This window comes from Apilactobacillus apinorum (assembly GCF_001281175.1).
GTDB lineage: Bacteria > Bacillota > Bacilli > Lactobacillales > Lactobacillaceae > Apilactobacillus > Apilactobacillus apinorum.
The window spans coordinates 239,171-254,111 of the sequence record NZ_KQ440395.1 but is presented as its reverse complement, the minus strand read 5'-3'; the positions used below and the strand labels follow the sequence as shown (position 1 = coordinate 254,111).

Genomic DNA, 14,941 nt, shown 5'->3' with positions numbered 1-14,941 from the left:
TGGGTCTATTAACCCAGTTTTATATTCTTAATTTAACACTATTTTAACGCTTTGTGCATAAAAAAAGACTAATATTTACATTCCTTAAGTTTTTCTTAACATTTCAATACAAAAAATATATTTTTTAAGCACAAAAAAAGCTACTAGATTAAATCTAGTAGCTTTTTTGCGTTATACTATCTGTCTATTTTTTGTACATAAGTCTTGTTTGAGGTAATGTATTCACCCTTACCAACGTATAGACGAGTCAAACCATGATATTTAACAACCTTTTGAATCTTAAATGTTTCACCACGTTTTAGTCTTCTAATTACGTTAGTCTTAGTGTATTTCTTCGCAGTATGAATCAATACTCCGGTTGGTTTAATAACCTTATATTGTTTAAAGTTGTGTTGGTAATATGCATTTTCGACATGATCACCAGCAGTAACAACATCACCATTGCTTAGACGGTATCTTGGAACACCGTTCTTGTAATAAGCAATTCCAGTAACCTTGAAGACAGTTGAATTATAACGCTTAGTGTATGCGTATTTCTTAATTCTAGTTTGGTTACTGAACTTCACACGACTATGAGTGAAGATAGTCTTAACATTGTAGATGTACTTAGGCATTCTACGTTTCATTTCTAGCTTGTATGCCTTAATGTAGCTCTTAGCATATGCAGCAGAACGATTATCGTAAATGTTTGAAGGAATTGAGTGTCGCTTGTTAGCATTCTTAATTCCAGCCTTAGCTCCACTTTCTTTTTGAATCTTAGTTTCTGCTTTTAGACCTTCCTTGAATGTGTATACAAAGACACGATCCTTACCAACCAAGTCTTTCTTAGATAACTTCTTGTTTTCCTTAAGACTTCTCTTGGCAGCAGCTAATCCACGAAGGTAACCATCATAACCATTAGCAAATGCTTTTCCATCTTCCTTTAGCATTTGAGAGTGTGATTTGTATACCTTAGCCTTAGCTAGTTTCATACCAGTAAGAGCTTCTTGACCTGCCTTGTATCCATCTGAGTAGTAATCAGTGTAACCGGACTTGTTCTTACCTGAAATACCATCAGCGAATCCATCTTTAGCTTCTTGATATTGTTGGTTATATTCTTGAGCTTCAAATGAGCTAGCAAATGACTTAGCTGGTTTCTTAGTATTGTTTAAGAAATCAGTTGGAGCAGTGCTATCACTTTGTGGTGCTGGAATATCACCAGTACCCTTCTTGTATCCGTAATGGAACGCAATGTCATAATCAGCATTTTGATTATTAGTCTTGTCTCCCTTAACACTAAATCCATTAGTGTAACCATTAAAGATAGCTTTGTAAACATCTCTATATGTGGTTGGGTCACATCCATCAGGAACTTGAATATCATTATCATCAGCAGGAAGCTTCTTACCAGCCTTAGCGTCAGCTAAAGCATTCTTAATAGCAAGTTGGGCAGTATTTAGACCTAGTTGGTAATTTGCATCTGTATTGCTCTTATCACCTTTATCATTTACTGCATCTTGGATTGCCTTTAAGAATTGGTTAGCCTTTGCGGCACCTTCTTGTGAAGATAGTGAGTTAGGGTCTTGAGTATTGTTTACTCCGTGAAGAGTATCAATAAATGCATTGTTAGCATCAACGAAACCAGTATGTTGAGCTTTTTGTGCAGCCCCGTTTTGACCGTTAGTAGAATCTTGACCATTATTAGTTGCTGCATCTGCACCAGCCTTAGCAGAGCCTAAACCATCTAGGTATGACTTCTTAAAGGCATCTCTGTAAGCGATTGATTTGTCAGCCAAATTATTTTTGATGTAATCATCAATTGTATCCTTGGTTAAACTACCATCAGTTGCTGCTTGGTTGTAACCATCAACAGTACCCTTAAATCCATCTTTTTCTGCTTGAGTAGCACTAGCATCAGGTTGAACATTAACATTATTTAATGCCTTTTGTTCACCAGCTTTTTCGTGTTGAACTAATTGAATACCAGCTTGGTATGATGGATCATTACTAATATCAGAGTGAGAACCACCGTTTAATGCATCATCATGACCAGCTTGTTCTCTTTGCGCTGCAACCTTGGCAACTTGACCTAATGCTGACTTACTGTCGTTTTGACCATATTGAGCAATTTCATCAAGTGATTTACCTGCTTCATATTGTGCTTGACCGTATCTAATAGCATCAGCAATTTCATTTTGCATTGCCTTTTGATATGCCTTTTGGTAAGCGGTTGAAGCATCATCAGTAAATTTAGCTGAATTTGATTGAGATGGCTTGTTATTTACATAATCAGCAATTGCGTCTTGCACAGCATCATATGTGGCTGCAGCAGCAGTATTGCCAGAGTAATTGTTAGCATTTTGGTTGTTTAGAGAATCGGTATATGCTGAGTTGGCAGCATTGTAAGCATCTTGATAAACCTTCTTAGCGTAAGGATTGCCATTTAGAGATGCGGATTGATCATTACTGTTAGCACCATCAGTTGCCGCTTGTAATGCTTGTTTCTTAGCGAAAGATAAAGCATTGTTGTATGCAGCACTGACTAGTGGATCAGTCATATGAATCTTATCGGTATATTGTGGATTGTTTGCTGTAGCTGGGTCAACAGCACTGTATGCAGCCTTAGTAGCGAAGTAAACTTTTCCAGCAACTGTATTTTGATCGTATTGACCATCCAAACTAGGATCATTCTTTTGTGCATCGGTTAATGCTGTTTTTGCATCAGTTAATCCCTTGTTGAATGACCTATCGCTAGCAGTAGTTGGATTTTGTTTCATCAATCCATTAGCAACACTTGGATCATTATTAGCATTGTTGTTGAATAATGCTAATGCTCCATCGTTGGCGCTATTTCCAGCGGCTTTCTTAGCTTGGTCATATGCTAATTGGTAAGTTAATAGGGCATTAGAGTTGTTTCTGGATTGACCACTAGTTATATCTGAAGTAGCATCTCTAGCAGCTTGATTACCTGATTTCTTAGCAGCAGAATCAGAACTACTACTGTCATCGGTACCACTTTGTCCTGATTGCATTCCTGATTGGGCATCTTGTCCAGCAGTATATGCTGCAGAAAGATTTGCATGTGGATTAGTTGCACCACTAAATCCTGCCTTAATTGATTCTGTAGCGTCTGAAGTACCATGACTAGCTAATGTTCCACTTGGCGTAGTACCTGAGTGTCCGTTACCGTCTCCACTAACTACAGCATTTACACCACTGTTGTATTGAGCTTCGAAAGCATCAACACTGGCCTTGTAGATTGCTTGTAGCTTAGCGTTACCGGAAACATTTGGATTGCTAGTTGGGTATTGATTATCAGCAACTGCTGGATTACTTAGAACAGCACTCTTAGCAGCTTTAATAGTAGCATCAACACCTGTATCACCAGTACTTGGATTAGTATCATTAGTTGCGTCTGCACTAATAGCACTAGCATAGATCTTACCATTTACAAGAGTTGATTGAACAGCTGTATCAGATGTTGAAGCAGTTGAAGAACTCAATCCGTTTGTTAATGCTGATTGAGCAGCGTTAAATCCTTTTTGAATCAATGCTTGGTAGTATTGACCGTTAATACCACTAGTATTTGCTTGCGCATTACCATTGTTAAATTGATCAATTCCAGCTTGATATTGAGCTTTCAAATGAGCAATCGCATCTTGGTATGCTTGCTTGTATGCAGGATTGTTAGCATTTGCACCAGTTGGAGTTGCAGAAACATTCTTTGGATCACTTGAGTTGTTAATAGCATTGTATGCATCTTGGTATCCTGATTTCGCCATTGCGAAACTTGCGGTATCTGATGGAACATTGTTATGAGCATTTTCAATATTATCTTCAGCGTCTATAACGGCAATCGCTGCATCTTGTCCTTGCTTGTAGCTTGGGCTTTGTTGAGGATTGTCATTATCACTGGTTGATCCAGCTGGTTGAGCTAATCCGGCTGTAAAGCCTCGTGATGCATCGTCATAACCAGCTTGTTGTGCTTTATCATCAGCTGTTGCACTGCTATTATCTCTTTGTAAACCATTTACAAATGCGTTCGCACCTGTCGCTGCATTCTTTTGAGCTGCATCATGAATTTGATTGTATAAGTCATTGTTTTCCAAATAATTGTCAGATCCAGCATTTGGTTTGTTAGTAGTTGTACCACTAATACCATCTTGATATGCCTTAGCAGCTAATGAACCATCCGTTGTTGGGTTAGATTTAAAGCTGTCAACCTTAGCTTTTAGGTCCTTAGCAATAGTAACTCCTTCTTGGAAGTAGCTATTTGGATTTCTTGTATCATTATTGGCATTGTTAAAGTCATTATCACGTTGTGACTTGTAACCGTTTGTAACGTTGTTGTAGGCATAATTAATTAATTGTGCTTCAGCACCATTACCTGTAGCAGTTGGTGCTGTACCAGTCTTAGCATCATTTTCACCTTGACTTAAGTAACCTTGAGCGTCAGATAGAGCCTTAGCATAAGCTGCCTTGAATGCATCTGAGGCATTAGTAGGAGCTTGTAATGAAGCTGGATTTCCACCAGCTAAAACATCCTTGAATGCCTGAACAGCACCATTTTGAGCATCTTGTTGGTTAACACCACTATTTACAGTAGGTACAGGAACTGTAATATCTTGTAATGCTGTTTGATAACCATCATATGCATCTCTGTATCCCTTTGCATAAGATGCTTTATCAATCGGTGTAGTAACACCTTCTGGGTATGAACTTGGAGTGTCAGAATTTGCATTCGCACCAGCTTTTGCACCTTCAGTAGCTAGACTATTCTTCTTTTGAATCTCAGCATTATAAGCATCCGCATAAATCGGATTACCAGCATTGCTTGGGTTATTACCTTTATATGCATCCATCACCGCTTGAGCAGCTAAAGTTTCAGCTTGAGTAACATCTTGTCCGCTAGGGATTCCATTACTTGAATCATTAAAGTGTTGTTGTGCATAAGCAATACCATTTTGGGCATCTTGATATGCTTTAACCCCTTTTGCATAAGCATCTGATTGGTTAGCAGTACTTGTATTGCCATTCTTAGCGGCATTGTATCCGTTCAATGCATCATCATATGCTTTTTGGGATAATTGACTCGCTGCATCTGAACCAGATGGTCTATTTTGACCATTGATAAATCCGTTTGTACCTTGAGTAGTTAAAGTATCACTTTGTTGTTGACCAGCAGAATATGCTAGTTGGTAAAGTGTTGACTTACCAGAGTTATCTGGAGTTATCTTTGGATTGTGACTTTCGTTACTAATTGCCGTAGCAGCTGTTGAATTACCTAGTTGAGTCGCAGCACTTTCATTAGCATTAACCGATTGGCCATTATTAGCTTCAGTAACACCACTTTTGGCATCCACACCAGCTTGGTAGGCAGCGGTTAATTCTGTTGTGTTAGTCTTCGCATTAAATCCTTCAGTCATTGCAGTATTAGCATCATTAACACCATTAGTGACAAAGGTGTTGGTATGGTCCGGTTGTACTGCTGAACCGTCAGCATTGGTTGATGTCGCAGCAGTCACCCCTGCTTGATATTCTTGCTTAAATTGATCTACTGCTGCTTTATATACTTGCTGAGCTAAAACATTGTTTTGGATATCAGAAGGATATGATGTGTCAGTAGAACTAACTGGATGAGCTATAACATTGCTTCTAGCTTCCTTAATAGCTTGATCTAAATTATTGTCACCAGTAGTAGTTGGAGTATCAGTGTTTTTAGCACTATTAATACTTGCTAGCACATTTTGAGCTAAATCATAACCAGTCTTTTGAGCACTGGTTGCATTACTGTCAGAATCATAGTCATGAGTATTATTCATACCTGCATTAAATCCAGTTTGAGCAGCATTGAATCCTTGGGTAATCGCATTCTTATCATATGAGCTATTTGCTGAAGAAGTATCTGGCGTAGCCTTACCACTTGTAAATTGGCCTGCTCCATCACTGTACTTACCTTGCAAATGATTAATAGCATCGCTGTAAGCTTGCTTATATGCAGGATTACTTGATGTTGTTTCAGTTGCAGAAGTATTTGCATTGGATGCAAACGCTGCTGCTGCATCCTTATAACCTTGAGTTGCTTGATTTGCGCTGTTAGCGTCTGTTGAAGGATTATTAGTATTATTTTCAATATTAGCTTCAGCAGTTTTAACAGCTTGAGCAGCATTAAATCCTGTTGTGTAACTAGTGTTTGATGGCTTATCACTCGAAGTTCCAGCTGGTTTGGTTAAACCTGCTGCAAATCCGCTAGAAGCGTCGGTATAACCTTGTGATTCAAGCTGTCCTTCAACACTTCCATCAGTATTTTGAGTACCACCAGTAACATATGATTGAGCACCCTTAGCTAAGCCGTTTTGACCAATTTGTAATCCGACTTTGTATGCATCTTGATCAGCACCAGTCTTGTTTGAGGTGTTATCTTGGTAACTCTTAGCATCACTAATGGCCTGTTGAATGTCACCGTCATATGTTTGAACGTTACCATTATCTCCGCTAGTATTTCCACTTAAGACGTGGCTCTTAGCTGTTTGAATATCAGCTTGTTCTTGAGCAGTCTTCTTGTTGTATTCTTCTTTATAAGCCAATTGAGCAATCGGACTTAATCCATTAGGTGCTGTCGATGAAGCATCTGATGCATTAGCATCATCTAGTCCCTTTTGAATTTCTGTTTGAATACTTGAGTTAGCAGCAAAACTTGCGTTTGAACCGTTATTAACTGCATCTGAGATTGCTTGTTCAACCTGTTTAGCTAATTGCGTACCTTGGTTATTTGCATCATTAGGGTTAGCAATAGGTGTTTGTGAATTATTTAATTGGTTGTTAATTTCATTGTTAAATCCATTAGCAACGTCATTAAATCCAGCATTAGCTTTTGTTGAAACTGCAGAATTAGATAAACCATTTACGTTTGTTGCCTTCTTGTTTGGATCATAAGAAGATTGTGCAGGAAGTCCTTTAAGAGCTTGGTTTACACCATCTTGGTATGCTGATTGTAAATCAGTTTGAGCTTGATTATATGCAGTTGTATATGCTGGAGTAGCAGGTGTTTGTTGTGGAGTCTTACCATTTAAAGCATCTTGATATCCACTGACAGCATTATTGTAGTTTGAATCAGAAGAGCTTGTAGTGTTTTTGGCTTGACTGTCACTAATTGCTTTTGCAACTTGTTGACCAGCAGCAAATCCCTTGTTGTAGCCCAAATCAGTTGAACCTGATGAAGCACCTTGAGCTGCTGATAGTCCGGCATTAAATCCACTTTGCGCTTTATCAAACTCTGCGTCAGATAACTTGTGATCTAGGTCAGATTGACCAGATTTTTGGCCACCATTTAGATAGCTATCGGCACCGTTATTTGCTGATTGAACTGCTTTAGTCTTCGCTGCAGAATATGCATCATTGTAGACTTGCTTGTTGGTATTATCACTAGGTGTTGGAGTTGCATCTGGTGTTCCATTAGTTACGTTTGCATATGCATCTAGAACAGCTTGCTTAGCAGCTGCTTGAGCAGCATTTGATGGAGTAGCTCCACTATATGCATCTGATTGACCAGTTGCAGAATCCTTAGCTAGTTGAACCCCGGCATTGTAACTGGAGTTCTTACTACTACTTGTTAAATCAGCACTTGCATTATTTACTAACGCTGCTTTTTCAGCATCATAACCAGCTTGTGCTTGATCATATCCGTCTTTTTGTGCATCTTGAGCAATTGTACCATCAGTAGTTGGTTCTCCTGATTGACTAGCGAATGCTGAGACACCATTTTGTTCTGCTTGTTTAGCAGCATTTTGGGCGTTTTGATATGCATCTTTGTAGGCTTGACTATTAGTGTCAACATTCTTGCCACTTGATGGAAGTGAACTGTCAGGATTCTTAATTGCGTTATAAGCGTCTTTAACACCATAGTAGGCGTTTAGAGAATCTCCCGATAGTCCATTATCATTGCTAGATGTTGTATTAGCTTGAGAAACACCATCTTTAGAGTTTGCTCCTGCTTGTTGGCCGAGCTTATAAGCAGCGTCATTTGTTGAATAGCTATTTGCTGTAGCCTGTGCATTGTTGTTGTTCTTACCATCTGTATAACCAGCTTGTGCTTCTAGCACCCCTTGATTATATGCAGTATCGGTTGATTGAACAGTTGCATTAGCTTTACCAGCAACATAATCTTGAGCACCCTTTAGAATACGACCAGCTGTTAAACCTTGTTGGTAACTGGCTGTGTATGGTAGTGCTGAATCATTTTGATTTTTATGATCACTAGCAGTAGGAGTTGTTTGTTCAATACCATCATTGTATCCATCTTTAACAGCTTGGTAAGCTTCATTGTAGACGTCTTGATCAACATTTGATGGAGCTGTTTGATTAGCATTGTTATTATTTGATGCATCAACAAGCGCATTCTTAGCAGCTAATTGTTGACTATATGCATACTTAGAAATTGCTGATGTACTTGGGTCTGATTGCGTAGGTGTCGCATTAGCCGCATTTAGGGCAGCTAATGCGTCTGCGTATCCAGCTTCAGTAGCATGGCTAGAAACACTTTGACCCTTATTATTCATAAAGTCGTTAACAGCATCTTTGTATCCTTGAGATAATGATGCCCCATTTTGTTGACCATAACCTGTAGCGGCGTTGTAACCTTTTTGACGGTCAGCATTTGATGGGAAACTTCCGCTATTTAGTCCTGAACCAAAACCAATTGCAGCTTGTTTATAAGCATTTTGATAAATTATCTTATTAGCTGCAGTACTTGAGTTTCCGGTTAGAGAATCTGTATTAGAATTGGTTCCAGCAGTCATATCGGTTTGACCTTTTTGACTAGCTGCATATGCCGCATCCATTGCATCATTATATGCCTTAACATAATCTGCAGAATGGTTGGCATCTGCAGTTAAGTGTGCTGGTTCTTGACCAGTGGTAGTTCCGTTAGTGTATACCTGGTTCAATGCGTCAACAGCACCATTATATGCATCAACATCTTGAACTTGTCCTGATGCTGTAGTCATATGGTCTGCAGGCAAAGTAGTTAGTGCTTGTGCGGCTTGATAACTAGCTGTATATGCGTTGGCTGTATTAAAACCAAAGGTAACGTTTGCATTGTTTGGATTAGGATTAGTTGGATTACTACTGTTCTTAGCAGCTTGATATCCAGTCTTAATGTCGTTATATGCACTATTCCAAGCTAAATCACTTGCACTATTAGTACTAAATGGTGTGTTTTGTTGACCACTTGCAATTGCAGAAACTGCAGTGGTTTGGTTAGCTGATTTTTGAGCATTTGCAGTATCAAAAGCTTTGTTATAGGCATCTTGGTAAGCACGGTTTTGATTACTCAAATCACGTTTTGCTGCTGGATTTGCACCAGATTTAGCCACATCTGAATAAGCGTCCTTAATCGCATTTAATGCAGCTTGTGCGTTAGGGTCACTTAATGATTGAGTTGCGTCAGTATTTGCCTGAGTATTAGCACTATTTTCACTGTTTAACAAAGCTTGACCAGCTGCATAAGCTGTTGAATTAGTGTTACCAGTTTCATTGTTATAACCATTATTGAAGTCATCAATGGCAGCTTTAGCAAATGGATCTGTTGATTGTGCATTTGAATTAGCACTAACTTGGCTAAGTCCGTTATTGTAACTAGTTTGAGCAGCAGCACCTAAAGTTCCACTAATATCTTGGTATAACTTACCATTAGCACTTTGTGCAGGTGTGTAGTTTGTACCTTGAATCTTAGCTAATGTTGCGTTGAAAACATCATTAGTGACACTAGTTACGCTTGGAGTTGAATCTACGTTCACTCTGGTCATTGAAGCAGCATCATTATTCCAAGTAGATGCGTTATATGCATTGTATCCACTTAAGTAACTAGTTTGACTATTTCCAGTATAACTAGTTGATTTATTACCCGCTTGATTCATTGCATCTTTAAATCCAGCTTCAGCAGCATTAAATCCATCAGTAATGCTTTGGTTATAAGCTGAAGGCTTAGTGCTATCAGTAGTTGGAGCTGATGCATTAGATAAGTATTGACTAGCACCAATCTTAGCACTGGCTTCTGCTTGTTCATCAGTAATACCACTTTGATATCCTTGCACATATTGTGCTGGCTTATTTGCAGGAGCTGATGGGACCGTTTGGTTAGTTTGAGCGGCTGATGAAGCAGCTGAATAACCATCAGAATGTCCAGCAGATGCTGCTGAATATCCTGCTACGTATGGAGTATCACTAGCAGCTTCACTCTTCTTAGTTACATAGTCATTAGCACCCGCATCTGCACGTGCGGTTTGATATGCATTATCATAAGATTTTTTACTTACATTAGTTGAGCTAATATTGTTGTAATGAGGACCTTGATCATTGGCTTGTGCAGTGTTTCCGTCCTTATAACCGTCAATAGCTGCTTTATATGCATTAACATATGTTTGTTGAGCTCCAGCTGGAATTGAACTTGGAGCTGACACTGTATCTGGCAAGTTAGCAGCATTTGATCCGGCAGCTCTAGCAGTTGCTACAGCATCACTAATAGCTTGAGTATACGCATTTTTAGCATCAGTGTAACCTTGTTGATATTGTGGTTGACCCACTGATGAAGTTGAAATTGGATTGTCTGTTTGTGGTGCTGTTTGGCTGTTATTAGTACCATTTGCTAAAGCAGTATCAAATGAGTTAATCCCATTTGTATATGCTTGAGAAGAAGCAACTAATGAATAACCCACCTTTTCCATTGTGTTAAGACCAGCATCTGACTTGTTTTGTAAGGCAGTATATGCCCCCATCTTAATGTATTGATATGCAGTAATATCTTGGCTGTTTCCATCAGAAGAAACAGATGCAGAATTACCTAAGTTCATATTTGATGCATCTGAACTACTTGCACCGTTAGATTTGGCTTTAGAAACGGCAGCTTGAGCAACAGAATAACCAGTTTGTGCGTATGCTAATTGATTCATATGACTAGCAGTAGATTGTGGATTTGCTGGACTAATCCCACCATTAATTAATGATTGTGCGTAATCAAAACCGGCTGATTCCGCCTTATCAGCATTTGTATCTGTATTATTATCTGTGAATCCAACACTTAAAGCGTTTTGGTAACCAGCATATGCATCATTGTAAGCAATTTGTTGACTACTTGTTAATGAGTTATATGCAGAGGTTGGATTTGTTGTCGTTGAAATAGTACCTGCTTGTTCATCTTGAATGAACTTGGCAACACCATAGGCATCGGAAATGGCTTGTGTTACAGCTGTTGCAGCAGTTCCATTACTATTTTTTGTAGGCAAATTATATTGAGACATAATTTGTTGTTGATTTTGACCGGCACTTTGAAGAGCATCAGTATATGCTTGGCTGTATTGAGTTTGTGCTTCTGTATAAAGAGCTTGAGCGCCAGGGTAACTGATATTGCTTACATTATTTTTGTTAAATTGAGCATCCTTTTGACCAGCTTGGTATGCAGCTTGCTTAAATCCTTGTACAAATGCAGTTGGATTTGATGCATTAATATATGCCGCTAACTTAGTGTAGTCAGCATTAGGGTTGCTTAAGAACGCTTGATAACCAGCTTGGACACTGTTGTATGCAGCAGAGTAATCCGCGTTAGTTTGAATACCGAAACTTTCAGCATTCTTAGCTGCACTATTACCGTTTACCATATCAGCTAAGGCATCATTACTACCTGCACTAATGTTACTTAGTTGACCGTTGGCAATTTGCATATCACCATTTGATGTTTCAACAACTTTACCATTGGCTCCAGCTTGATAACCTTCAACAGTTGAAGTGTAAGCGTTTGGTCCTAATGTAGTATTAACTGAATTAATGAAGAATTGAAGCCTCATACCAACATTAGTAGTATCTGTTCCTGATGGAATATTATAACTAATTGGAATAATTCCACCATCATAATTAGCTGCACTTACTGAAGTAGTATATTGATTAGGATCAGCCTTTGAGAAAGTATCAGTTAGTTTTTGACCTTGCACTTGGGTCATTTGATTATATGTTCCAGCAGATGGACTGGTAGCGACACCAACATAAATAGTAGGAGTTGTAGTTGGAAAGGCTTTGGTAAATTGTGAATAGTTAGAGATCTTGGCATACGCTTGAACAGTAGTACTTCCATCACTATTTTTAATTTTACTTAAAGGACCAACAAATTGTACGGCTGGAATATCAGAAATATCTAAGACGTTTCCGTTAATGGTTCCATTAACATTATTACCGTTAAAATCAACACCTGTATAATTAGTTGAACCTGATAGTAAATTAAAATTATATAGATATTGAATTGAACCATCCGCTTGTTTAACACCCACTGTAAATGCATTAATATTCCCTGCTTTACCAGTTCCAGATGTCCCAGTAGTAGTTTGGAATTGTTGAACTGCATTAGACTTTAAAAAGATAACGTGATTTGAACCAACCGAGTTAATATTAATTGGTCCGTAATATGGCACGTTATAAGTACTATCTGAGTTGGTTACTCCTACTTTCAAGTTACCACGAGCACCAACATTAAAGTTTCCAAGACCAACGTTATTAATTAATCCATCATAAACTGATTCATGACCGTTATAACTATTCCATGCTGTGGTATCAGGAATTGAATCCATTAAGATCTGCATAACCCCACCATTAATAACGTTGATTTGAGTTTGGCTTGAACCTTGTAAATCAACTGGTTGGTTATAGAATCCTGAAATCCCATTATATCCTTCGTAATTTAATGTCCCACCATTAATGTTAATACTTACCTGAGCACCTGAGTAAACGGCACCACCAAACAAGTTCTTTTGATTGTTATATAACTGTGGAATGATATTTAAGGTTGCATTCTTATTAATGTTCAAAGAAGCCCCTGCATTTTTTAGCCAAACACCCCAAGTAGAACCATCGGCGATAGTTGCAGCTCCACCATTACCTCCACGTGTAATTAAGGTCATTTTAGCGTTTTCACCTAATGTGAAGTTACCTGTTACCACAACGTTAGTTCCACCTAAAGCTGGTGAAGTGTTACCAAAGTAGTGAGAATTAGGTTGAAGAATAAAGTTATTAACTTCAAGGTTTTCTTGATTACCATTACCCTCGATTGTTACTCCTGATTGGAATGGTGAAGTATAGGTAATACCATGGATAGGAACAACCACATTAACATTCCCACTAAAGTAGGTATCATTACTATATGAACTTAGTAGTTGTGGTCCAACGTAGTTTAAATTGCTAAAGTGGAACGCTGCTCCTGGTTCTGCACGGAACGTTCCGAAGAAGTTAGAGCCATACATAGTTTGGAAATTTTGTAGATAAATATCTAGACTTCCTGAACCTGGACGGTTAACTGTATAGTTGTTCCCATGAAAATCAACCATATGGTTTTGACCATCAACTGTGAAAGTTGCGAAATTAGTGTTAACAGTTCCATCGTTTTCACCGTTAGTAGCACCTGTTAGGTCTATATCATTGGCAATACGAACAACGTTAATTCCTGAAGCAATGTTACCACCAACAACGTTAGGATTTGTAGATCCGGTCATAATCGATGAATATTGATTACCATTTTGCACGTATACAATTCCATTAGCAGCTTGGTTGACAACATCATTATATCCTTGAATATAGGCGGTGATTCCTGTGTTAATTTGAGCGACTGAAGTATTTCCGTTGTAGCTATTGTTAGTGAAGAAAGCATTCATGGCATCTCTAGCACCACGGTATGCTTGGTCATATGCACTAGTAGTATTGCTTTGGTTAGAATTTAGGTAATAATCTTGAGTTTGACCATTTGATCCTACATAAACTCCTTGCCATTTACCTGATTCAGCATCGGCCATCCCTTGTTGAGTTAAAACATAAGTAACGGCTTGTGAGTATGCTTTTGAAAGACCTTGTGCTCCGCTAAATTTATTTTGTTCTGTATTAATTGAAGCAGTTGATGCAGTTGGCACACTAATGGCTTGGGTAGCATTTGATGCTTTTACGGATGTATTATTGGCATTATTTAATTTACCATCCATAGTTGTTTCATAATTAGAAACTGAATTAGAAGCATCTTTTGGATTATCTGCTCCACCTTGATTAGGGTCATTATATGAATTTGGACTTAGTGGTGTACCGTCAGTAGGGTTTTTAGTTGCACTAGAGGTTGTGCTACCATTACTTGCACTATTGTTTGAACCAGAGTTAGACCCCGCGTTTGAACTTTGACTGTTGTTTCCTTGTCCACTTGATCCTTGAGTACCAGTTTGTGCATTTGCATTATCATCTTGGTATCCATCTTGTCTAGTAACAGTATTACCATAGTAGTTATAGTCTTGTGTTCCTGCACCCATGTTTTTAGTTGCTGAATTATAAGCATTAATAGCAGCTTGAGCACCATCATAAGCAGCATTGTAATAATTGGCACCAGCACCACTTATTCCACTTGATTGGTTACCTTTTTTGTTGTAAGCATCAGTGTAACCTTGCTTGATTTGGTTAGCGTATGTAGCTGTATCATCATTATTATTGTATGAGGTAATTGATCCAGCGTATTGAGTAGTGATTGGAGTTTGGGATGGAGCTGGATTAGACACACTTGTCCCGTTAGAAGAACCCGCAGCTGAATTAGTTGTAGAGGTTCCAGAAGACTTAGCAGCTCCAGATGAACCTGAACCAGATCCTGAATTGGTTGTTGTTCCAGATGTTGTATCCGCCTTAGCACTCACGTGATTATTTGTCACAGTGTATGCAGACGCACCTAATAGGGCTAAAGTAGAAACAGATACGACGATCCATTGCTTTTTAACCTTTTTCATGACCTTCTTGTCATTTACTTTATTAAATTGTTTCTTATTATATTGCAATATCTCATCCCCTAATCTAACGCAATATTTTCATTTATAATCTATTTATAGTCTTTGTTAGCATACCACTATTTCTCACTAATTTGAATAATTTAGACTCAAATTCAGAAATTTTATTTTTC

Annotated in this window: 1 protein-coding gene; it reads right to left on the bottom strand. The window is 38.4% G+C overall.

Going from position 1 to position 14,941, the window contains the following annotated elements:
- Positions 1 to 176 precede the first annotated feature (176 nt).
- Positions 177 to 14,819 carry a DUF5776 domain-containing protein gene (locus tag RZ74_RS01050; RefSeq protein WP_053949607.1) on the bottom strand — a complete coding sequence of 4,881 codons (14,643 nt, stop codon included), beginning with the start codon at positions 14,817 to 14,819 and terminating at the stop codon, positions 177 to 179.
- Between the last annotated feature and the right edge of the window lie 122 nt (positions 14,820 to 14,941).